This window comes from Citrobacter portucalensis (assembly GCF_002042885.1).
Lineage (GTDB): Bacteria > Pseudomonadota > Gammaproteobacteria > Enterobacterales > Enterobacteriaceae > Citrobacter > Citrobacter portucalensis.
In genome coordinates this window covers 65,750-87,378 of record NZ_MVFY01000007.1, presented here as the reverse complement: position 1 = coordinate 87,378, position 21,629 = coordinate 65,750, and the positions used below count along the sequence as shown (strand labels likewise).

The following is a 21,629-nucleotide window of genomic DNA, read 5'->3' as shown; positions in this document are numbered from 1 at the left end:
CCGATCAATAAATGTTAAATCCTTACTGAGGGCTTTTTAGTGGCAAATGCAAACAAACTCACGTTGTTTATCGTGATCTTCATGCTGGCGGGGATCCTGTCGGGTGCGGTGATCCACTCTTATGCCTCCCCCGGTGTCGTGACCGCCTGGGCCGATAACATTACGCTTCTTACCGACATCTTTTTACGCCTGATTAAAATGGTGATCGCGCCTTTAGTATTCAGCACCCTGACCGTTGGTATTATGCGCCTGGGAGAAACGTCCACCATCGGTCGCGTGGGCGGCAAAGCGATGATCTGGTTTATCAGCTCTTCTATATTGTCTATCCTGGTCGGTCTGTTTGTGGTTTCTCTTGAGCAACCCGGCAGCGGGTTGAACCTGGCGATCCCGCTGGAAGCCACCGACACCGGCCTGGCCGTGGGCGGCATGAGCCTGAAAGGTTTTCTGACGCATACCATTCCAACCAGCATCGCCGAAGCGATGGCTAACAATGAGATCCTGCAAATTGTGGTGTTCTCAATGTTCTTCGGTATTGGTGGCGCATCCCTTGGTGAGAAATTTAACGCTCCACTGGTTGCCGCGCTGGATGTGGTTTCCCACATTATGCTGAAAGTGACCGGCTACGTGATGTACGTTGCACCGCTGGCTATTTTTGCCGCCATCTCTTCCGTCATCTCCACCCAGGGGCTGGGGATCCTGCTTAACTATGCGTCGTTTATCGGCGGCTACTATGTGGCGATTTTGCTGACCTGCCTGGTTCTGCTGGCTGTGGGTTATGTCATGCTGAAAAAAGAGGTATTTCGCCTGGTGAGCATGCTAAAAGACCCGGTTTTGGTCGCCTTCACCACCAGCAGCTCTGAGGCCGCTTATCCGAAAACGCTGGAGCAATTAACTAAATTTGGCTGCTCACCCAACATCGTGTCATTCGTGCTGCCTATCGGTTATTCGTTTAACCTGGTCGGTTCTATGGTCTATTGTTCATTTGCCTCCATGTTTATCGCGCAGGCCTATAACATCCACCTCTCCTTCGCAGAAATCACCGTCCTGATGCTGACGCTGATGCTGGCGTCCAAAGGGATTGCCGGTGTGCCGCGTTCAGCACTGGTAGTGCTGGCTGCAACCATCCCGAGCTTTAACATTCCGGTCGCCGGGATCCTGTTACTGATGGGAATTGACCACTTCCTGGATATGGGACGTTCAGCAATCAACGTATTAGGTAACGGGATTGCAACGGCGATGCTGGCCCAGGATGAAGGTTTACTGGAAGAAGAACCGGAGCTGGTTGAGCGGGAAGCGTAAGAGGGAAATCTGCCGGATGCGCTACGCTAATCCGGCCTGCAACAGCAATCATTGTAGGCCGGATGAGTTATGGCGATTATGCGACGTGGGAAGCGGCAATATCCAGCAGCGCCATTTCTTCGCTGTTCAGCAGTTTCTCAATGTTGACCAGAATCAGCATCCGGTCACCCAGCGCACCCAATCCCGTCAAATATTCCGTTGACAGCGTGACCGCAAACTCCGGTGCCGGACGGATTTGATCCGTTGTCAGCGACAGCACATCCGAGACGCCATCTACCACAATTCCAACCACCCGCTGACCCAGATTAAGCACAATCACCACGGTGTTTTCATTGTAATCCACATCGCTCTGGCTAAATTTCACGCGCAGGTCGACGATAGGCACAATCACACCACGCAGGTTTGTGACGCCTTTGATAAACGCAGGCGTGTTAGCGATGCGCGTCACCTGATCATAACCACGGATTTCCTGCACTTTCAGGATATCGATACCGTACTCTTCATCCCCCAGCGTAAACACGAGGAATTCCTGACCTGACGGTTCGCCGGCCAGTTTAGTTACATTACTCATACCGGTCATATAATTCCCTTCTCACTCAATCAGGCGGCTGTGATCGCCACACGTTGTTCGCGGTTTAACCCCTGCAATGCAGAGACATCGACAATCAGCGCGACGCTGCCGTCGCCGAGGATCGTTGCAGCAGAAATACCAGGCACTTTGCGGTAGTTGCTTTCCAGGTTTTTGACCACTACCTGGTGTTGGCCAATTAACTGATCGACCAGCAGCGCATAGCGACGCCCTGCACTTTGTAAAATGACCACTATGCCCTGAGTCGCTTCAGTTTTAGCGCCTTCAACCTCAAAGACTTTCCACAACTCAACCAGTGGTAAATATTCGCCACGCACTTCCAGAACGCGCTCTCCTCCGGCCAGCGGATGGAGATCTTCTTCGCGCGGTTGCAGCGATTCCATAACGGCATTCAGTGGCAGAATGAAGACCTCATCGGCCACACGCACGGACATCCCGTCGAGGATCGCCAGCGTCAGCGGCAGCAGAATGCGAATAGTGGTCCCCTGTCCCTGTTTAGACTGGATCTCAACATGGCCGCCCATCTCCTGGATATTTCGCTTCACCACATCCATACCCACGCCGCGTCCGGAAACATCCGTCACCTGTTCGGCGGTCGAAAAGCCTGGAGCGAAGATCAACATACCCACTTCGTCATCACTCATGTTTTCGTGGATCGGCATGCCCTGAGAGACAGCTTTAGCCAGGATACGTTCGCGGTTCAGGCCAGCGCCATCATCGGTCACTTCAATACAAATATTCCCGCCCTGATGCTCTGCGGAAAGCGTCAGATTGCCGATTGGGCTTTTGCCGGATTCAAGGCGTTTTTCCGGCAGTTCGATACCATGGTCGAGGCTGTTACGCACCAGGTGCGTCAACGGATCGATGATGCGTTCAATCAGGCTCTTATCGAGTTCGGTTGAGCTACCTACCTGCGTCAGCTCGACCTGTTTACCCAGCTTACCGGCCAGATCGCGCACCAGACGAGGGAAACGGCTGAACACGTACTCCATTGGCATCATACGAATCGACATCACCGACTCTTGCAAATCGCGGGCGTTACGTTGTAACTGACCCATACTGGTGATGAGATCGCCATGATTGACAGGATCCAGTTCGTTAGAGCGCTGGGCCAGCATCGACTGGGTGATCACCAACTCGCCAACCAGGTTAATAAGCTGATCAACCTTTTCAACCGCTACGCGGATACTGGTCGACTCGCTGGCGCGGGCGGGTTTTTCACGTTCCGCGCGGCTATGTGGTGCTTCACTGGCGGTAGCTTTCACCGCAGGTGCCACAGCAACCGGCTGCGGTTCAGTGACAACTGCCACCTCTTCAGCTTCAACTGCCACAGGCGCTGCGCTGACGGTTTCGAATTCAATTTGGTCAGCTTCAATGACAAAGCAAAGCACCGCGATGATGTCATCTTCTGCCAGGTTGCCATCAAGCGTTGCTGATAACGTGTCGCTTCCTTTTACCACATCGGTTAAGGTCGCCAGATTCCCCAGTTCCTCTTCCAGTAAATCCACTTCGCTGGCTTTCAGGCGCGAGAGAGTAATGCGTTTTTTGCTCTCTTCACTGGCGGGTTCAGGCTTTGCAACCGCCTCTTCCTGCATCGCGGCGCTGTCAACAACGCTAAGTTTTGCTGAATTGACAACTGCCGGTGCGGTTTCACCTTTCGCTTCGAGCGCTAACTGCCGTAACGCCTGGCAGATGTACTCAAAACTGTCGGCATCAGGCTCCACTGAGCTTTTATAGGCGTCGAGCTGTTCCTGCATAATATCTTTCGTTTCCAAAAACAGGTTGATAATGTCGGCATTGAGCTGCATCTCGCCACGCCGCGCTTCATCCAGCAGGTTTTCCATCAGATGGGTCGTTTCCTGCAAAATGGTAAAGCCGAAGGTGCCCGCCCCGCCTTTAATCGAGTGCGCTGCACGAAAAATGGCATTCAGCTGTTCGGAATCCGGGGCTTCAGGAACCAAATCAAGCAGGTGTTGCTCCATATCAGCCAACAGTTCGTCAGCTTCATCAAAAAATGTCTGATAAAAATCGCTAATATCCATGCTCACGCTATCACCTCGGATTGGCTGGTGGCGATGTGGGAACGCTTACCGGCGGGAGTTCCGCTGGCCGTTGTAAGACACTTACCGGCTCATTCTGGCTTTCAGCGTTTTCATGCAAAATGGCCTCTTCTGCCTGCTTATTGAGAACCAGCAGGCTAATACGGCGGTTGATAGCGTCTTCAGGACCGCGATCGCTCAGACGCATCGTGGCGGCCATACCTACCACACGTAATACTTTTCCATCATCCAGACCGCCGCTAACCAGCTCGCGACGCGATGCATTTGCGCGATCGGCAGACAATTCCCAGTTGCTGTACCCTTTCTCACCATTCGCGTAAGGGTAATCATCCGTGTGACCGGAAAGACTGATCCGGTTAGGGATCCCGTTGAGCACTGGAGCAATCGCGCGCAGGATATCGCGCATGTAGGGCTCAACTTCAGCGCTACCGGTCTTAAACATCGGTCGATTCTGACTGTCGATAATCTGTATCCGCAGCCCTTCCTGAACTAAATCAATCTTTAAATGCGGACGCAGCGCTCGCAGTTTGGGATCGGATTCAATCAGTTGATCGAGATCGCCGCGAAGTTTGCTCAAGCGGCTCTGTTCCATACGTTTTCTCAGGTCATCAATATTCGGCTGCTTGTTCACCTCGCCCTGCTGCTGGGTGTAATCATCCCCGCCGCCTGGAATCGGGCTTTGGCTATTCGAAATACGATTTCCCCCGGTCACTGCGGTGGCCAGCGGTGTACGGAAATATTCGGCAATCTGGATCAATTCTTTAGGGCTGGAAATAGAAATGAGCCACATCACCAGAAAGAAGGCCATCATCGCGGTCATAAAATCGGCGTAGGCGATTTTCCACGAGCCATGCGCCCCACCACCGTGATTCTTATGTTTGCGTCGCTTTACAACGATAATGGGATGGGCCTGATTTTTCATGCGTCCTCGGTCGTCTGTTGCGCAGTTGGATTTCTCACCGCACGAACATGTTCTTCCAGTTCGATAAACGAAGGACGTTCGCTGGAGTACAATGTCTTACGACCAAATTCAACGGCAATCGGCGGCGCGTAACCATTCAGATTGGAGAGCAGCGTTATCTTCACGCACTGCATCATTTTGGTTGTTTCAGCGCTTTTCTGGCGCAGAACGCTGGCAAGCGGAGAAATAAATCCATAGGCCAGCAAAATACCGAGGAATGTTCCCACCATCGCATGCGCAATCAACGCACCCAGCTCTGCTGCCGGGCGGTCGGCAGAAGCCAGCGCATGCACAACACCCATAACGGCCGCGACGATCCCGAATGCCGGTAGCGAGTCGCCAACCATCGCCAGGCTATTCGCCGGAACTTCGGCTTCGCTCTCATGAGTCTCAATTTCTTCGTCCATCAGCGCTTCAATCTCAAACGTATTCATGTTGCCGCTGATGATCAGTCGCAGATAATCGACAATAAAATCAAGCATCACGGCATCCGCAAGAATGCGCGGATAGCTGGCGAAGATTTCACTTTCTTTTGGGTTTTCGATGTCGCGTTCAAGCGAGAACATGCCCTGTTGACGTGACTTGGCCATCAGGCGATACAAGAGCGCCAGCAGATCCATATACATCGCTTTGGTGTATTTCGAACGACGGAAAAGCAACGGGATCGCTTTCATCGTCCCTTTGATGGCTTTCCCGTTATTGCCGACGATGAATGCCCCAATACCCGCACCACCGATAATCACCAGCTCAGCCGGTTGATAGAGTGCCCCAAGGTGTCCGCCGGTCATCATGTAACCGCCGAAAACTGTACCAATAACAACCAGGTAACCTAATAAGATAAGCACGACATCATCCTTTCGCAATTGACTATGACAGGATGCGCAGTCGGGCAATTAACGTAAGGTCAGGACAAAAAAAAGCAGCGGTAATCGCTTACCGCTGCTGGAGTGTTCATCCACACCGTATCAGTTAAACAGCCTGTTCGATCTGTTCATCCAGCAGTTGTGGAATAATATCGGCAGCATTCTGGGAAAGTTTACGTCTTTTTACGGCCCGTGATGGCGGTTGGCATAAACTACAGGCAAAGCTGCCTGCGGGTTGGTGTGCGTGGGTGATAAAATTCCCACCGCAGCAATTGCATTGGGACAACTCCAGCAATCCGCTGTCGACAAATCGCACCAGCGTCCACGCGCGGGTTAACGCCAACAATGGCCCTTCTTCAGGCTGCGGACACTGCTCAAGATATAACCGATACGCCTTGATCACGGCATCCACGCCGCTACAGAGACCCGTTTTGAGCAGGAATTGCCATGCATTGCAAAACATCGACGCATGAATATTTTGTTCCCACGTCATAAACCAGTCGGTGGAAAACGGGAGCATCCCTTTTGGCGGAGGACTACCGCGTAATTCTTTGTACAGCTTGATTAATCGACCACGGCTTAATTGCGTTTCGCTTTCCAGCATTTGCAAACGGGCGCCCAATGTGATTAATTCCATTGCTAACTGGATATCACGCGCTTCCTGAACAATGCTTTTTTCGCTCATCATCAAGCCCTTTTCTTACGTGCTGCATCATCGATGTCGCTTAACAGGCGTGTTGAAAGCATGATACCAGTATGAATTTGCTGAAGATCGTCAACGCGGGAGTCTTGCGTCAGGCGAGTAACAGTCTGGTGATCGTCGAAACGGAAATGACATACCAGTTGGTTTGTTTCGGCCAGTTTGACCATTTGAGGAAGTGTTAATGTTGCCAACGTGTCCGCCATTTCCTCGCTGATACCAAGGCGAAACATCGCAGATGCTTTGTCCTGAACGATCAAACGCTGTGCAAGCAATAAATATGACAAATTGATGTCATAGATGTGTTTCAGCAACTCGGATGTATGCATTATTTGCATCCATAATAACCAACATTGTTTTCATGCGGTAAAACCGCACCCCGTGATGTCGCCGGGAAGGCCCGGTAAAAAAAAGCAAAAGGTCAAATACATAGCAGCGTGACGACACTTACGCGTTGTCTAAACATTCCCTTTTAAGAAGGCAGCGTCCCTTACAAGCTCACATCAATTCTTACAAATGTCTAAGATTTTTCCTAATTCGACGCAACTCTACCCGCCGTCAGTTACACATACAACGGAGGTATGCTGCGAATTTAAAGAATATGTGATCAAGATCACATAAACCAGCCAAACACTTAACATAAATCCATCAGCGCAGCTTTTACTTTGCTTATTTTTTAATCCGCAATCATCTATTTCAATTCCTGATGTACGAATATTCTTGCAATAAAACCGAATAGTATTTTGTTCACATCCGTTAATATCACGCCGTGAAATAGCGAGCTGGATCACATATTTAACTCAAAAAACTTTTTTAATTAAATTCTTTAGAAACAATAAGTTAAATATTTAGAGTGATTAATTAATACCGCGATGTGACGACCTTGCGAATGTTAATATATGTTTAATTTTTATTAACACATTGTTTTCATTAGCAGTGGGTTTCACTTAAGTAACCTGAACATATCTGCAACTAATATGAATAGATTATTCTATTTATAAGAATAATTAATGAATAATCATGATGACATTCACACTATCGAGGCGGGAAACGTTGCAGTATGGGGTAAGCTGAGTAAAGCTGAAAAGCCCTCTCATAATTCTTGAAAAAAAGGAGCGAGTTATGAGCTATTCGCACATTCTTGTTGCTGTTGCCGCCACCCCTGAAAGTCAGCAGTTGTTAGACAAGGCGGTTTCTATCGCTCGCCCTGTCAACGCCCGAATTAGCCTGATTACGCTGGTCTCAGACCCCGAACTGTATAACCAGTTTGCTGCCCCCATGCTGGAAGACCTGCGTGAAGTGATGCAGGAAGAGACTCAGGATTTTATCGACAAACTTAGCAAAGAAGCAGAATACCCCATTGAGCATACCTTTATTACCTATGGGGCTCTGAATGAACATATCCTGGATGTGTGCCGCAAACACGCCATTGATCTGGTCATTTACGGCAACCATAACCACAGTTTTTTTTCGCGCGCTTCCTGTTCAGCGAAAAGCGTGATTCATACCAGCCAGGTGGACGTTCTTCTGGTTCCGCTAGCTGGAGATTAATCCACAGTGCCACGACTTCATGCGAGTTTAGAACAGGAAGAGATATTGTCTGGCAGTTGGCATTGACTCCGACGCGGCGTGACCGTTTTAAGATCGCAAATGAACGTCGCCTGCCAGTTGTCGATATCGTTTTTAACGATAGTCTCAAGCATTTCAGCGTGGCGCGAGATACGTTCGGTAAGTGGCATCGTCAGCGCCTGGTTTAATGCGCCTGCCACTTCATCCCGGTCATAAGGATTAACAATAAGCGCGGAGGTTAGCTCGTTCGCCGCCCCGGCAAATTGCGATAAAACCAGCACGCCAGGGTTAGCAGGATCCTGTGCGGCCACAAACTCTTTCGCCACCAGGTTCATACCATCGCGCAACGGGGTCACCAACCCTACATCAGAGTAGCGGAAGATCTTCATCAGCAATTTACGATCAAAATACTGGTTCAGATAGTAAAGCGGCGTCCAGCCCAGTTGCCCATATTTGCCGTTGATTCGCCCAGCCTCTGTTTCCAGTTGGTGGCGAATATCCTGATAGGCCTGCACCTCTTCACGCGAGGTCGGTGCTATCTGCGTATAGCGAATTTTACCGTGGTGCTGCGGATAATGTTCCAGTAAGGCCTCATAGGCCTGAAAGCGCTCCGGCAAGCCTTTGGAGTAATCCAGACGCTCCACGGAGAAAATATTCTGCACATTTTTAAGCTCCGCTTTTAGCTGTGCCAATTTTGGTGGCAGCGGACCGGACGCCTGTCGAGCAATCTCATCCGGTTCAATACCGATGGGATAAACCTGAGTGCGAAACGCTTTTCCCCATGCCAGGTGCTGCTTATCTTTATGTGTGGACACCCGAGTCTGGGCTGCGAGACAGTCCAGAAAAGCCTGACGATCGTTTTCGGTCTGGAAACCAAGCAAATCAAAATCACACATTTGCTCAAGCAGCGCCAGATGTGGCGGGAGCGCATTAAAAATTTCCGGCGTCGGAAAAGGAATATGCAGGAAAAAACCGATGCGATTGCGCACGCCGCGCTTACGTAGCTCGCAGGCAAACGGCAACAGATGGTAATCATGAACCCAAATAATGTCGTCATCGCCAAGCAACGGCAGAAGTTTATCTACCAGTAAGGCATTAACCCGTTGGTAACCTTCCCAGGCAGAGCGCTGAAACTGAACTAAATCCAGTCGATAGTGAAACGCGGGCCATAAAACCGCATTTGAAAACTGGCAGTAATACTCTTCGTAATCTTGCTCACTCAAATTAAACGAGGCCCAGGTGATATTGCCACGGGTGACCTTTTTTAACGGTTTATCCTCATTACCTGTATCACCACTCCAGCCAAACCATAAACCACCAGCAGCTTTTAACGCGCCCAGTACACCGACCGCGAGCCCACCCGCGCTCCCTTTGTCATCTGGTGAGGCGATACGATTAGATACTACGACTAAACGACTCATAGCCACCTCTTCTGTTATTCGTTGCTTTCGGTTCTTGCTGCGAAGAGTTATTTTTCTCCAGCCAGTGCCAGACATCCCTGACACCATCCAGACGCCATGTTGCCTGCGTCGGCCCACTCCCTACCTTTACAGAAATACCGCCAGCGCGGTTAACTACAGCAAACCCTGTTTCATCTGTCAGATCATCACCGAAAAACACAGGGATCCGGCCAGCAAAAGGCGCTTCCTGCATAAATGCAGCTATCGCGTCGCCTTTATTACTGCCCTTAGGCTTTATTTCCACGACACATTTTCCGTGCTGCAGAGCAAGCTGCGGCCATCTGCGCGTGATGCGTTCAGCCAGCGTAACCAGCGCCGCTTCGTGTTCGGGTGCCTGGCGATAATGCAACGCGAAGGCCATGCCTTTGGTTTCAAGTGTTGTCCCCGGTAACGTCACCAACGCTGCGTGTAATAACGCCCCGGCTTCACGTTCGATACCTTCAGGCAGGTTTACTATGTGCGTTTGACCATTGATGTCACGGCGTTCTGCCCCATGCACTCCGGCAAGCGGAAAACGAAACGGAGTAGTGAGTGCGTCAAGCTCAACCATTGAGCGCCCTGAAATCAATGCCAGCGCATCCGCATTCTGCGTCGCTAACCGATGTAGACATTGCAGGATTGTCTTCGGGACAACGACCTGGTCGGGAAAAGGTTTAATCTCAGCAAGTGTCCCATCGAGATCAAAAAAGTAAGCACAGTTTGCAGATTGTTCAGGGGGTAAAGTCAGTGATGCTGTCACCCGGTTATCCTCCTCATCATGGTCAGAACGCCACGCGGATCGCGGCATATAGATGATGTATGACGGATATAAGTATAGACAGTGTGACCATGCTCGCCATTTGAAAAAACAATCGCCAGCCGGGTAGCGGCTGGCGACGGGCAGAAGCTAGACTAAAAAGTTGGGGTTTAAATCATCAAACGGTACGCTTCGCTTTTTGCTTGTAACGGTCGAAGATCACCGCCGCCAGCAGGATGAGGCCACGTACCACATACTGCGCGAACGGAGAGATATTCAGCAGGTTCATCGCATTCTCAACCGTCCCCAGGATCAACACCCCGGCCACCACATATGAGATTTTTCCGATGCCGCCTTTAAGCGAAACGCCCCCTAACACGCAGGCCGAAATAACGATCAACTCATAACCGATTGAGGTCATTGGCTGGCCGCTGGTCATACGCGATGCGAGGATAATTCCGGCAATGGCGGATACCAGACCGGAAAGAATAAAGATAATAATCTTGGTACGAACAACCGGAACCCCAGCCAGGCGCGCCGCCTCTTCATTGCCCCCAATGGCCAGCGTATTACGCCCAAACGTGGTTTTGTTCAGCAGTAAGCCAAAGACAATGAAACAAACGACCGTGATCCAGATAGGTGCCGGCAGACCAAACCAGTTAGCATAGCCGAGTGTGAAGAAACGCTCGTCTTCAATCCCGACTGCCTTACCGTCGGAGATAATATAGGCCAGACCACGTACAATCTGCATTGTCGCAAGAGTAGTGATCAGGGCGTTAATTTTTAACCGCGCAATCACGAACCCATTCACCAGACCACACAGAATACCGAGCAGCAGCCCGGCAGCCACGCCAATCCACAGACTTTCGGTCATGTTAATGACTACGGCAGTGGTAACACCAGCACAGGCAATTACAGACGCGACAGACAGGTCGAAATCACCGGATGCCAGACAAAACAGCATCCCGCAGGCAACCATACCCGACATTGATACCGCCAGCCCTAACCCCTTCATGTTGATGAAAGTCGCAAAGTTTGGCACAAAGAGGGAACAAACCAGGAACAGCACGGCGAACACCACCAGCATGCCGTATTGGTCCCAAATGCGGCCCAGATTTAGCGCCGACTTCGTTGCGCCAGAACCCGATGTAGAAACGGAAGACATCATACTCTCCTTATTCAGGCTACAGCCTGGCTGACTTTAGGCATAGCAAGGCTCAACGCCTGGCGCTCATCCGCCTGTTCATGAAGTAACTCACCGGCAATTTCGCCTTCTCTCATCACCACAATACGGTCGGCGACACCGAGCACTTCTGGCAGGTCACTGGAAGCAAACAACACGGCCACACCGCGCGCTGCGAGGGCATAAATCACGTTGTAAATTTCATGCTTGGCGCCCACATCAATGCCGCGTGTAGGCTCATCCAACAAAATCACTTTCATCTCTTCCGATAACCAACGACCGAGAATAGCCTTCTGTTGATTACCGCCGGAGAGGTTCATGATCAGTTGCTCTGCTCCCGGCGTTTTGATGTTGAGTGAACGAATATGGTGATCGGCATTGGTCTCTTCCCAGCCGTTGTTGATCACGCATCCCCCCAGAACATGCTTACGCCGTGCACTAATGTTGATGTTGTTGCGCACTGAATGGACCGGAATGATCCCTTCAGCTTTGCGATCCTCCGGGCACAGCATCATCCCCGCTTCAATGGCATGGCTTGGTTTACGGATATCGATAGGCTGTTCATCAATAAATACCTGGCCCGCCGTGATACGCGTACCGCCGAACAGCCCTTTCATTAATTCGCTACGTCCGGCCCCCACCAGGCCAAACAGCCCGACAATTTCACCGCTTCGCACGGATAAGCTGATTGGCGTACGCACGCCTGGAGCTTTGACTTCATGCAGCCGCAGACGCTCTGTGCCATACGGTCTGGATTTCCAGCCATAGATATCCCCGAGGTCGCGCCCGACCATCGCCTGCACCAGCGCATCGTGATCGACCTGCTGCATGTCCGTGAACGTTTTGACGTAATGACCATCTTTAAACACGGTGATGGCATCGCTGAGAGCAAAAATCTCCTCCATACGGTGTGAAACGTACAGAATGATGCGTCCTTCGTTGCGCAGCTCACGGATGACGCGAAACAGATTCTCAATCTCGCGAGCCGACAGGGAGCTGGTTGGTTCATCAAAGGCGATAATTTTGGCGTTTCGCGCCAGCGCTTTTGCAATCTCCACCATCTGCCACTGGCCAATGGAGAGGTATTTCAGTGGGGTATCGGGATCGATATCCATCCCCAGATGCTTCAACTGGATTCCTGCTTCATAGTTCAGCAGCGAGCGGTTCACAATCCCGCCTTTGTGCGGTAACTGCCCTAAGTAAATATTCTCGGCAACGGTCATTTCCGGGACGAGATGCAGTTCCTGATAAATAATGGCGACACCGGCGTTGAGTGCGGCAGTGGTATCCGCGAACGAAACTTCCTGTCCGCGGATCGTCAGAGATCCCGTTGTTGGCGCATAGTTACCGCTGAGAATTTTTAAGAGTGTTGATTTCCCGGCGCCATTTTCGCCCATCAGCGCATGCACCTGTCCGGCATAGCAGTCGAAACTGATATCCGTCAGCGCCTTAACGCCCGGGAACGTTTTGCCAATGCCGCGAAATGAGAGATACGGGGTAGACTGTTGCATAACGTCTCCGTGAGTCAGGATTTTACCGGCCAGGAAAACCGCCGGACGTAGGCCCGGTAAGCACAGTGCCACCGGGCATTGCGCCGGATGGCGGCTTCGCCTTATCCGGCCTACAACATCGCAGCACTTCTGTTACTTACCGCCTAAGCCTTTCTTCGCCAGCTCTTCTTTGAAGTTATCGCGGGTAATCAGCACCACATCTGTCACTTCAGTGAATGCCGGTGGCTCTGCACCTTTCGTTACCCAGTTGTAGAGCATTTCACTGGATTTGTAGCCGTGCACGTCCGGGCTTGGCAGCAGTGAACCGTAAAACCCGGTCGCTTCGCCTTTTGACAGTTCGCTCACCGCGTCAACGCCGTTGATCCCGATACCAATCACGTTTGGTGCTTTGAAGCCCTGCCCTTCGGTCGCACGTACGCCACCCAGCACGGTGTTGTCGTTCATGCCGACAATCAGCCAGTTTTTGACTTCAGGATGCTGAACCAGCATGGAGTTGGCGGCGTCGAATGCGCCGGGGATGTCATTCGATTTTGTTGGGACCTGGTAAATCTGTTTTTCCGGGAAGCCTGCGGCTTTAAGCGCTTCCATTGAACCAGAAGTACGACGACGTGCGGTATCCAGTTCGTTGGCGGTAATGGCCATTACGGCGGTGGATTTCACATCCCAACCGCGTTTTTGCATCTCCTTGTACAGCTCCTGGCCCTGGCGCTCACCAATTTTGGTTGCCGCCATCATCACCAGTGGCACGGTATCCATCGGCTTACCTTTGGCGTTGGCAAACTGGTCGTCGACGGCAATGACTTTCATATCGTAGCCGCGCGCCTTAGCCATAATGGCTGGCCCCAGTTTTGGGTCTGGCGTACAAATCACAAACCCTTTTGCTCCACTTGCAGCCAGGCTGTCGATGGCGTTAAGGGTTTTCTCACCATCCGGAACGGCAATTTTAATCACCTCAAAACCAAGGTCTTTACCGGCTTTATCGGCAAATTTCCATTCAGTCTGGAACCACGGTTCTTCCGGCTGTTTGACCAGGAAACCGAGCTTCATGGATTCAGCGATAGCGGATTGTGACATAATGGCCGCCAGACCGATGGCAGCCAGCGCTTTAGTGAATTTGTGCATGGTTAACTCCAGCTTTAACGTTCTTTTATGTAGGGTAAAATCAGACGATTTTTTGTAATTCGGACGTAAAACAAGGCATTACCTTTTATTGATAAGATCAATGCCAGTGCTGAGAGTATTTTTAGCGGGAAATTGATTCTCCATAAGAGAGCGGCATCACACCACAGAATTACAGTAATTGCGTACATAAATTCAGCGGGAAATGACATAAAAAAACGCGGTTTTGTCGACGGGAAAAAAGAGGGGTAGCAGATTAGTCCATAACATCAGCCAACGAATCCTTGTTCCCGAATACCGAAGCATTCGGGAGCACAATGATTACCATCTGTAATAAATGTGGTCAGCGTGATCGCGAACCGGAATGTCATCTTCCAGCAGACGCGCTGAAAGCGTGAAAGCAAAATCGAAAATATGCCCTAATCCTTTGCCGCTAATAAGGTTGCCATCTTCAACAACCGGCGCATCAATATATTCCCCATCCGCGACGTTTTGCCACAGATCTCCCGAACACACATAGCGACGCCCCTTCAGCAGGCCGTTGCCGCCCAGCACGCGCGCCGCCGCAGAACACACCGGGCAAATGAGTTTTCCTGCCTCGTCATGGCGAGCGATAAACTGGATGACAGACTCACTGGCGGCAAGGTTAACGCTGCCCTGCGGCCCGCCGGGTAACACAACGGCATCATAAAGATCCGTCTGACGCGCAGCCAGCGTGCTGTCCGTCACCATCGGCACGTCATGGTAGCTCACCACCGCACGGGACTCGGCGCAGGCCAGTGTTTCAACTTCGATCTGCAGGCGGCGCAGAATATCAATGGTCACAATGGCTTCCGCCTCTTCAAAACCAGGTGCCAGTAGCACGGCAACCTTTTTCATACACACTCCTCGATTTTTCCAAATACACCAAACAATAAATGTCGAATCATTCAGGCGCTTAACTTTATTAATTTCCACAAAACTGATCTGGCGCAAAAAAATTAGCCAGCAGATAGCGTTCACAGACGCGGGTCCATGGTGAAATTTCTTCATCCGAAGACCAGATAATCATCTGGCGACAGACAATACCTGATTGTGAAATTCCATTTCGTGATATGAAACATCATTTCATTATCAATACTTCACTTTAATGCTATAAATATCAATCTGTTATATTCACAGCATTTATATGCACAAGCGGAAAAATCACTAATATTGCTATGACAATATGTAAAAAATCATAAATACGCAGATTTAAGGATTTTCTTATGCCGGGACTGGAGTTATGCTGAATCTTGATCGGGAGCGAATATAATTCGTGATCACTAAAGGACCGGCGGAACGGATTTATTCTGCTAACAGTTTTAATTGTACGTAGAGGTGACGTGTAGCGGCAGCCCGTTGCACTGACGTTAGTAACGTACATCCCCCTTTCTGGAAATAAGGATATTGATATGGCTGCAGTTGGAATTGTTCATAAACTTAACACGCAAATGAACCTCGAGTTCTACGCATCGAATCTTTACCTGCATCTCAGTGAATGGTGCTACGAACACAGCCTGACTGGCACCGCAACCTTTCTACGCACCCAGGCGCAAGGTAACGTGACTCAAATGATGCGTATGTTTAATTTTATGAAAAGTGCCGGGGCTAACCCTATCGTCAAGGCTATCGATGTTCCAGGTGATGAACTAACTTCCCTTGAAGAACTGTTTCAGAAAACGCTGGATGAATACCAACAGCGTTACAGCAAGCTATCACGCTTAACCAATGAAGCAGAAGCCTTGAATGATGCAACAACCATTGATTTTCTTCACGATCTGGAAAAAGAGCAGCAGCAGGATGGCGTGCTGTTACAGACGATTCTTGATGAAGTCCGCAGCGCTAAACGTGCGGGACTGTGCATGGCGCAAACCGATAAGCACCTGCTGAACGTCGTGAACTATCAACATCACTAATCTTCAATTTTCATCGTGTTAATGCCGGATAACGATGCGACGCACCTTATCCGGCTGGTGCTTAATTTTCTCTACGCCCACGCCTCTCATTCTGCGAGGCGCAAAAAAACCTTTCTAAAACCTGAAACAACGGTTTATTTTAGTGAGATTCATTCTGCGGCGTGAATTTCAACTCGATCAAGGCAACCGCTTTTTGTATTGCGCGCATAGTGACCGGATCGGCACCTGCAGGATGGCTGGAAAAGTCGATGCTTTTCAGCTGGCTGGACATTTTCTCCCGAACTTCTACTGGGGCAATAACATCAAGAACATCCAGAATCTGCTTGATAACCAGCTGACAGGCAACAACGTCCGAGAGCAGTTCCTGATCGGCATTCAGTGTTTGGGACATAGTGAGCTCCTTATAGAAAGGTCGTCATAGTACCCATTCAACGAACGAAACGATAGCCGCGCATGCCTTCCGAATGCGCTGAAAATAAAAATAGTTCCAGTCAGTTTCTTTTGAGATGGCAAGCACAACATGAGTGAACATTTAGCGGTTGAGAACAAACGCGGTCTATCCCCGGCTGCATTACTTGTTGCCGGGGCTTTCTTTATGGAGTTTATTGACGGCACGGTGATTGCCACCGCACTGCCCGACATGGCGAAAAGTTTTGGCGTGCAGGCAGTTGATCTGAACATAGGTATCAGTGCCTATCTGATCACCCTCGCGGTACTGATCCCCGCCAGCGGGTGGATTGCGGATCGCTTCGGCGCCCGAAAGGTGTTTACCCTTGCACTGGCGATATTTACTCTCGCCTCGGTTTTATGCGGTTTGTCCGAAAGCCTTGAGAGCTTTGTCGCCATGCGAATCTTACAGGGTGTAGGTGGCGCGCTAATGGTTCCGGTTGGCCGACTCGCGGTATTGCGAACCACGCCTAAACATCAGTTGATCACCGCTATTGCGACCCTGACCTGGCCCGCGTTAGTCGCACCCATCATTGGCCCTCCCCTTGGCGGATTCATTACCAGCTATGCCAACTGGCGCTGGATCTTCTTCATTAATGTACCGCTCGGAATACTGGCGATTGCGCTGGCGCTACGTTTTATCCCGGATATTCATGACGACGAGCGCCGCCCATTTGATATAACGGGATTTATCGCAACCTCTGTTGCGATGGTGAGCCTGGTGTATGCCATGGAGTTACTGGGAACCCAACAGCCTCAGGGCTGGCTGACCGCCGGACTTTTGGCGCTAGGAACAGTGACCTTTCTGTTTGCCCTGCATCATTTTCATCGCACCGCCTGGCCAATGATTCGCCTTGATGCCATGAACGTGCCTACTTTTCGCGTCACCATGTATGGCGGATCGCTGTTTCGTGCCTCTATCAGCGCCGTGCCGTTTCTGCTGCCGTTAATGTTTCAGGTAGGTTTTGGCATGAACGCTTTTCACGCGGGCTCGCTGGTACTGGCGGTATTTGTCGGCAACCTGACGATTAAACCTGCCACCACACCGTTGATACGCTGGCTGGGCTTTAAGAAACTGCTGTTGATTAACGGTGCACTTAACGTTTTGGCGTTGCTGGCCTGTGCATTAATTACGCCGCAGACCCCCGTGTGGGTTATTTTGCTGGTGTTGTATCTGGGCGGTGTGTTCCGCTCAATTCAGTTTACCGGCGTCAGCACGCTTGCCTTCGCGGACGTCCCCGCGGCACAAATGAGCTACGCTAATACGCTGTTCAGTACGGCGACACAATTAGCGGTGGGGTTGGGCATTTCTTTAGCCGCTATTGGCATCCGCATTGGCGATGTGGTCAGTGAAAAGCTGGCATTGGGCAATATTCCGGGGATCAGTTTCCGGCTGGCCTTTGTCGCTATTGCCATTATTTGTCTGGTAGGTATGGTGGATACGCTGCGGCTCACCCGTGATGCAGGAAGCGCAGTATCGAACAGGAACAGGTAGCCCGGAGGGTGAACGCCGCCGGGCCAACAGGATTTAGCCAATCACCTCGCGTACAAACGCTTCGATTGCTTTGTCCTGGCAGTTTTCAAAGAAGCACTGCTGGAAGCGCGGGCCTGATACAGCGGTTTTCACCAGTTCAGGATCGATCGCGCGCAGCGTGTCCAGATAATTTTCTTTTACCACAGCCGCTTTCACCTGATTCAGAATACCGGCGTTACGCACCTGCGGCTCTTTACGCTCCGGTGGGTAGCCTTCACCGTTACGCCCGGTGAACGCTTTTTCAAACATATAGCGCACATTCAGCTCAGCACCCCAGCCAAAACCTTTGGCGAATGCCAGAGAAAGCGCGTTGCCGTTGTTGATCTGAGAGAACAAGAACGCATCTGCAGGATCAAGGCAATAACCACACACCACACCCGGATGGATATTCAGTGACATCATTGCCCCCTGGCCCGTACCGCAACCTGTAACAACAAAGTCTACAGCTTTGGAATTAAGCAGAATGCTGGCCATAATGCCTAAATGGATGTAGGTCAGATGATGATCATTTTCGTCGCTCATCCCAACGTTATAGACCGGAAAACCTTTCTCATCCGCAACGGCCTTAAGCTCGTTATGGATGATGGCGTTTTTGCTTGCCTGGCTGTTTTCCATCATCAATGCAATTTTCATTCTGTACTCTCCTGAATGCGCTGCGGTAGCCCGCTGAAAGTCATAACATTCAGCCACATTACTATTTTGCAATCGCACTTTCAAATTTAATGAAATTTAGTTTTAAAAAACAAAGTTGCGCTCACATTCCTGTCTGAACAGTTCAGAATTACCTCAAACAAATGACCTCGTTGTGATTAATCGCAGGTGATCTTCGGGCTATTCAAGCCATTGATGAGGGTCTCTGTATGCCATGATAGTGTATCTTCGAACTTTCAGAGCGATCTCATGAAGACCTTTATCCTAGCGCTTTTGCCGCTCATGCTGACAGGATGCACAATTACAAAACAGGCACAGGTCAGCGAAGCCAGCGCCATCACTGGTGTGGTTCGCCTGACTTATAATCAGGCCATGTTACAAACAGCACGTACCGATGACTACGTTACCCAAGGGACAGCCACCAAAGAGTGTCAGCGCCTGGGCTATGCCAGCGCAGAAGCGTTTGGTCAGCCGGTGTCAACCTGTAGCGTGTATGCAGGCTCTCTGTGCTTAAATACCAAAATTACACTCGCCTGGCAGTGTCATGGTGTCGCGGTGCCCCAATCGCCTTCTTTCAATTATTAATATTTCCGACCAGCTCATTTTTGCTGGTCTTTTACCACTTTATTATTTATATCCTCCGTTTAATATCGTTAATGCGTTTTATTCCCATTCGCATTTTTAATAAATAAATTTATTATTTTACCTTTTGCAAATAATTAAATAACAAATTATAGTGGCGCCACGTCAATATATAATAACGTTTGTGGAGCAGAACCATGCTGAAAACAGAAATGATCGACCAACTGAATGAGCAAATGAATCTTGAATTATATTCATCTCTGCTCTACCAACAGATGAGCGCGTGGTGCAGCTATCACAGCTTCGAAGGTGCTGCCGCGTTTTTGCGCCGTCACGCCCAGGAAGAGATGACGCACATGCAGCGTCTGTTCGACTACCTGACCGATACCGGCAGCTTGCCGCGTATTAATACCGTTTCTTCACCCTTTGCTGAATATGCTTCTCTGGATGAACTGTTCCGTGTTACTTACGAACACGAGCAGCTAATCACCCAGAAAATTAATGAGCTGGCACACGCGGCAATGACCCACCAGGATTATCCAACCTTTAATTTCCTGCAATGGTATGTTGCCGAGCAGCATGAAGAAGAGAAATTATTTAAATCTGTTATTGATAAGCTGTCGCTGGCAGGAAAAAGCGGCGAAGGTCTTTATTTCATCGACAAAGAACTGGCTACGCTTGATACACAGAATTAATATTTTAGGGTAATGAAGGCAACCCGCCATCATTACCCCTTGAAATCAGTGACGGCAGATCTTGCTTTCGTGCGTAGAGAAGCCGTCTTCTTTTGCAATAAACTTTCCCTTCGCCGCTAAAAACGCCACCAACTCGCCTGCCGTCATATCCGCCGCAGAACAAGTGTGAAAACGCGCCTGCTCGCCGAAACGTGCCGTAATCGCCGCTTCAAGGCTGGCATTTGAATACTGCTCACCAGATTCAATCATCATGTTAAGCACTTCGTGACCGTGAATAGATTCCATATTACCTCCTTAATAAAGTCCGTAGCCTAATGTGAACCGCACATCGTCGCTTTGCGCTAACGCAGGTTTATCAGCAGATAAATGTCATTTGTTATACATCTTAACGGCCAAAACATCGTAAACATTAATGTACAGTCATTGTAACGTTGATTTGACGAAAATAGCGTTTTGCCTTATTCTGCGCCGCAGATATAACCATTGATTATCTCTGGGACAGAGGAAAGCGTGAAAAACAGAACCCTGGGTAGTATTTTTATCGTGGCGGGAACCACGATTGGTGCCGGTATGTTGGCAATGCCGCTGGCTGCGGCAGGCGTGGGGTTTAGCGTCACGCTGGTATTGTTAGTCAGTCTTTGGGCGTTGATGTGCTACACCGCGCTGTTGCTGCTTGAAGTGTATCAACATGTCCCGGCAGACACCGGGCTGGGTACGCTGGCAAAACGTTATCTTGGTCGTTACGGACAATGGGTAACGGGCTTTAGCATGATGTTTTTAATGTATGCTCTGACGGCGGCGTACATCAGTGGTGCAGGTGAACTGCTGGCCTCCAGCATCAGCGACTGGACCGGAACAAATATTTCCCCGACAACAGGCGTACTGCTGTTCACCTTTGTTGCCGGTGGCGTGGTTTGTGTTGGGACCTCGCTGGTCGATCTGTTCAACCGTCTGCTATTCAGTGCCAAGATAATCTTCCTGGTGGCGATGCTGGCTCTGTTAATGCCGCATATTCATAAAGTGAACCTGCTTACGCTGCCGCTGCAACAGGGGCTGGCGCTCTCCGCAATCCCGGTCATCTTCACCTCGTTCGGTTTTCACGGCAGTGTTCCCAGTATCGTCAGCTATATGAACGGTAACATCCGTAAACTGCGTTGGGTGTTTATTACGGGTAGCGCTATTCCTCTGGTCGCCTATATCTTCTGGCAACTGGCGACGCTTGGTAGCATTAACTCGACAACATTCATGGGGCTTTTAGCCAATCACGCAGGCTTAAACGGCTTATTGCAGGCATTGCGTGAAGTCGTGGCTTCGCCGCACGTCGAACTGGCGGTGCATCTGTTTGCTGACCTCGCGCTGGCAACCTCTTTCCTCGGCGTTGCATTGGGATTATTTGACTACCTGGCCGACCTCTTCCAGCGCCGCAATACCGTAGCGGGAAGAATGCAAACCGGCGCGTTGACCTTCCTGCCACCGCTGGCATTCGCGCTGTTCTATCCGCGTGGTTTTGTCATGGCATTAGGATATGCGGGCGTTGCCCTGGCGGTGCTGGCGCTGCTCATTCCCTCGATGCTGGCCTGGCAGAGCAGAAAACATAATCCGCAGGCCAACTACCGCGTAGCAGGCGGTGCTCCGGCGCTGGCGCTGGTATTTTTGTGCGGCATTGTGGTGATAGCAGTACAGTTTTCTATTGCAGCAGGATTACTACCAGAAGTGGGTTAAAACAAAGGGGC

Annotated in this window: 22 protein-coding genes; 7 read left to right on the top strand and 15 right to left on the bottom strand. The window is 50.3% G+C overall.

Features of this window, described 5'->3' with window-relative positions:
- The first annotated feature begins 39 nt into the window (after positions 1–39).
- Positions 40–1,299, top strand: coding sequence for a dicarboxylate/amino acid:cation symporter (locus BZK40_RS12350; RefSeq protein ID WP_003833882.1), 1,260 nt, complete (start codon positions 40–42; stop codon positions 1,297–1,299).
- A gap of 76 nt (positions 1,300–1,375) precedes the next feature.
- Here BZK40_RS12350 and cheW read toward each other — a convergent pair whose 3' ends face one another.
- The 6 genes from cheW to flhD form a co-directional block, all read right to left on the bottom strand.
- Positions 1,376–1,879 carry a chemotaxis protein CheW gene (gene cheW, locus BZK40_RS12345; protein WP_003034638.1) on the bottom strand — a complete coding sequence of 168 codons (504 nt, stop codon included), beginning with the start codon at positions 1,877–1,879 and terminating at the stop codon, positions 1,376–1,378.
- A 20-nt stretch (positions 1,880–1,899) separates the two neighbouring features.
- Entirely contained in the window at positions 1,900–3,936 is a 2,037-nt protein-coding gene (gene cheA, locus BZK40_RS12340; protein WP_057068897.1) for a chemotaxis protein CheA, read from the bottom strand.
- Positions 3,937–3,940: 4 nt separating this feature from the next.
- Positions 3,941–4,870, bottom strand: coding sequence for a flagellar motor protein MotB (gene motB, locus BZK40_RS12335; RefSeq protein ID WP_003034631.1), 930 nt, complete (start codon positions 4,868–4,870; stop codon positions 3,941–3,943).
- A complete protein-coding gene (gene motA, locus BZK40_RS12330; protein WP_003034628.1) occupies positions 4,867–5,754 on the bottom strand; it encodes a flagellar motor stator protein MotA in 888 nt (295 codons plus the stop codon). The genes motB and motA overlap by 4 nt, the downstream gene beginning before the upstream one ends.
- Before the next feature lie 124 nt (positions 5,755–5,878).
- Entirely contained in the window at positions 5,879–6,463 is a 585-nt protein-coding gene (gene flhC, locus BZK40_RS12325) for a flagellar transcriptional regulator FlhC (RefSeq protein ID WP_008785071.1), read from the bottom strand.
- Positions 6,460–6,801: a flagellar transcriptional regulator FlhD gene (gene flhD / locus BZK40_RS12320; RefSeq protein ID WP_003034622.1), complete on the bottom strand. Its 342-nt coding sequence runs from the start codon at positions 6,799–6,801 to the stop codon at positions 6,460–6,462. The genes flhC and flhD overlap by 4 nt, the downstream gene beginning before the upstream one ends.
- A gap of 793 nt (positions 6,802–7,594) precedes the next feature.
- Between flhD and uspC the strand changes: the two genes are divergently transcribed.
- Positions 7,595–8,023: a universal stress protein UspC gene (uspC, locus tag BZK40_RS12310; protein WP_032943802.1), complete on the top strand. Its 429-nt coding sequence runs from the start codon at positions 7,595–7,597 to the stop codon at positions 8,021–8,023.
- A gap of 17 nt (positions 8,024–8,040) precedes the next feature.
- Here the strand turns inward: uspC and otsA are convergent, their stop codons facing one another.
- From otsA to BZK40_RS12275, 6 genes are all read right to left on the bottom strand, one after another.
- The gene (gene otsA / locus BZK40_RS12305; RefSeq protein ID WP_008785073.1) at positions 8,041–9,462 is read right to left on the bottom strand and encodes an alpha,alpha-trehalose-phosphate synthase; all 1,422 of its coding nucleotides are present in this window, start codon (positions 9,460–9,462) and stop codon (positions 8,041–8,043) included.
- Positions 9,437–10,288 (bottom strand): trehalose-phosphatase, encoded by an 852-nt coding sequence (gene otsB / locus BZK40_RS12300; RefSeq protein ID WP_196239027.1) that lies wholly within the window; start codon positions 10,286–10,288, stop codon positions 9,437–9,439. The genes otsA and otsB overlap by 26 nt, the downstream gene beginning before the upstream one ends.
- 127 nt (positions 10,289–10,415) lie before the next feature.
- Positions 10,416–11,402 (bottom strand): L-arabinose ABC transporter permease AraH, encoded by a 987-nt coding sequence (gene araH, locus BZK40_RS12295; RefSeq protein WP_008785075.1) that lies wholly within the window; start codon positions 11,400–11,402, stop codon positions 10,416–10,418.
- 14 nt (positions 11,403–11,416) lie between these two features.
- Positions 11,417–12,931 (bottom strand): arabinose ABC transporter ATP-binding protein AraG, encoded by a 1,515-nt coding sequence (gene araG, locus BZK40_RS12290; RefSeq protein WP_003839135.1) that lies wholly within the window; start codon positions 12,929–12,931, stop codon positions 11,417–11,419.
- Between the two features lie 132 nt (positions 12,932–13,063).
- A complete protein-coding gene (locus BZK40_RS12285) occupies positions 13,064–14,053 on the bottom strand; it encodes an arabinose ABC transporter substrate-binding protein (protein WP_003833897.1) in 990 nt (329 codons plus the stop codon).
- A 318-nt stretch (positions 14,054–14,371) separates the two neighbouring features.
- Positions 14,372–14,929, bottom strand: a complete 558-nt coding sequence (locus BZK40_RS12275) for a DJ-1/PfpI family protein (RefSeq protein WP_079934728.1) — start codon at positions 14,927–14,929, stop codon at positions 14,372–14,374.
- Between the two features lie 554 nt (positions 14,930–15,483).
- Here BZK40_RS12275 and BZK40_RS12270 point away from each other — a divergent pair.
- Positions 15,484–15,987, top strand: coding sequence for a non-heme ferritin-like protein (locus BZK40_RS12270; protein WP_003034597.1), 504 nt, complete (start codon positions 15,484–15,486; stop codon positions 15,985–15,987).
- 139 nt (positions 15,988–16,126) lie between these two features.
- Here the strand turns inward: BZK40_RS12270 and BZK40_RS12265 are convergent, their stop codons facing one another.
- The gene (locus BZK40_RS12265) at positions 16,127–16,378 is read right to left on the bottom strand and encodes a DUF2766 family protein (RefSeq protein ID WP_003034595.1); all 252 of its coding nucleotides are present in this window, start codon (positions 16,376–16,378) and stop codon (positions 16,127–16,129) included.
- 129 nt (positions 16,379–16,507) lie between these two features.
- On the opposite strand from BZK40_RS12265, the gene BZK40_RS12260 reads away from it, so the two are divergent.
- Positions 16,508–17,929, top strand: a complete 1,422-nt coding sequence (locus BZK40_RS12260) for an MFS transporter (protein ID WP_079934727.1) — start codon at positions 16,508–16,510, stop codon at positions 17,927–17,929.
- A 33-nt stretch (positions 17,930–17,962) separates the two neighbouring features.
- On the opposite strand, the gene BZK40_RS12255 is transcribed toward BZK40_RS12260, so the two are convergent.
- The gene (locus BZK40_RS12255; protein ID WP_003034591.1) at positions 17,963–18,601 is read right to left on the bottom strand and encodes an RpiB/LacA/LacB family sugar-phosphate isomerase; all 639 of its coding nucleotides are present in this window, start codon (positions 18,599–18,601) and stop codon (positions 17,963–17,965) included.
- 267 nt (positions 18,602–18,868) lie between these two features.
- Here BZK40_RS12255 and yecR point away from each other — a divergent pair, with 267 nt between their 5' ends.
- Positions 18,869–19,204 carry a YecR family lipoprotein gene (gene yecR / locus BZK40_RS12250; protein WP_008785081.1) on the top strand — a complete coding sequence of 112 codons (336 nt, stop codon included), beginning with the start codon at positions 18,869–18,871 and terminating at the stop codon, positions 19,202–19,204.
- Between the two features lie 194 nt (positions 19,205–19,398).
- Positions 19,399–19,896, top strand: a complete 498-nt coding sequence (gene ftnA / locus BZK40_RS12245; RefSeq protein WP_003034588.1) for a non-heme ferritin — start codon at positions 19,399–19,401, stop codon at positions 19,894–19,896.
- 45 nt (positions 19,897–19,941) lie between these two features.
- On the opposite strand, the gene BZK40_RS12240 is transcribed toward ftnA, so the two are convergent.
- Entirely contained in the window at positions 19,942–20,181 is a 240-nt protein-coding gene (locus BZK40_RS12240) for a YecH family metal-binding protein (protein WP_003034586.1), read from the bottom strand.
- A gap of 225 nt (positions 20,182–20,406) precedes the next feature.
- On the opposite strand from BZK40_RS12240, the gene tyrP reads away from it, so the two are divergent.
- Positions 20,407–21,618 (top strand): tyrosine transporter TyrP, encoded by a 1,212-nt coding sequence (tyrP, locus tag BZK40_RS12235; protein ID WP_079934726.1) that lies wholly within the window; start codon positions 20,407–20,409, stop codon positions 21,616–21,618.
- Positions 21,619–21,629 lie beyond the last annotated feature (11 nt).

Bases quoted from the DNA above. Each gene is read 5' to 3' on its own strand.
- ftnA (WP_003034588.1), top strand. From the start codon at position 19,399: ATGCTGAAAACAGAAATGATCGACCAACTGAATGAGCAAATGAATCTT.
- BZK40_RS12270 (WP_003034597.1), top strand. From the start codon at position 15,484: ATGGCTGCAGTTGGAATTGTTCATAAACTTAACACGCAAATGAACCTC.
- uspC (WP_032943802.1), top strand. From the start codon at position 7,595: ATGAGCTATTCGCACATTCTTGTTGCTGTTGCCGCCACCCCTGAAAGT.
- BZK40_RS12260 (WP_079934727.1), top strand. From the start codon at position 16,508: ATGAGTGAACATTTAGCGGTTGAGAACAAACGCGGTCTATCCCCGGCT.
- araG (WP_003839135.1), bottom strand. From the start codon at position 12,931: ATGCAACAGTCTACCCCGTATCTCTCATTTCGCGGCATTGGCAAAACG.
- cheW (WP_003034638.1), bottom strand. From the start codon at position 1,879: ATGACCGGTATGAGTAATGTAACTAAACTGGCCGGCGAACCGTCAGGT.
- araH (WP_008785075.1), bottom strand. From the start codon at position 11,402: ATGTCTTCCGTTTCTACATCGGGTTCTGGCGCAACGAAGTCGGCGCTA.
- motB (WP_003034631.1), bottom strand. From the start codon at position 4,870: ATGAAAAATCAGGCCCATCCCATTATCGTTGTAAAGCGACGCAAACAT.
- BZK40_RS12265 (WP_003034595.1), bottom strand. From the start codon at position 16,378: ATGTCCCAAACACTGAATGCCGATCAGGAACTGCTCTCGGACGTTGTT.
- flhD (WP_003034622.1), bottom strand. From the start codon at position 6,801: ATGCATACATCCGAGTTGCTGAAACACATCTATGACATCAATTTGTCA.
- yecR (WP_008785081.1), top strand. From the start codon at position 18,869: ATGAAGACCTTTATCCTAGCGCTTTTGCCGCTCATGCTGACAGGATGC.
- BZK40_RS12255 (WP_003034591.1), bottom strand. From the start codon at position 18,601: ATGAAAATTGCATTGATGATGGAAAACAGCCAGGCAAGCAAAAACGCC.
- otsA (WP_008785073.1), bottom strand. From the start codon at position 9,462: ATGAGTCGTTTAGTCGTAGTATCTAATCGTATCGCCTCACCAGATGAC.
- BZK40_RS12240 (WP_003034586.1), bottom strand. From the start codon at position 20,181: ATGGAATCTATTCACGGTCACGAAGTGCTTAACATGATGATTGAATCT.
- BZK40_RS12275 (WP_079934728.1), bottom strand. From the start codon at position 14,929: ATGAAAAAGGTTGCCGTGCTACTGGCACCTGGTTTTGAAGAGGCGGAA.
- BZK40_RS12285 (WP_003833897.1), bottom strand. From the start codon at position 14,053: ATGCACAAATTCACTAAAGCGCTGGCTGCCATCGGTCTGGCGGCCATT.
- otsB (WP_196239027.1), bottom strand. From the start codon at position 10,288: ATGCCGCGATCCGCGTGGCGTTCTGACCATGATGAGGAGGATAACCGG.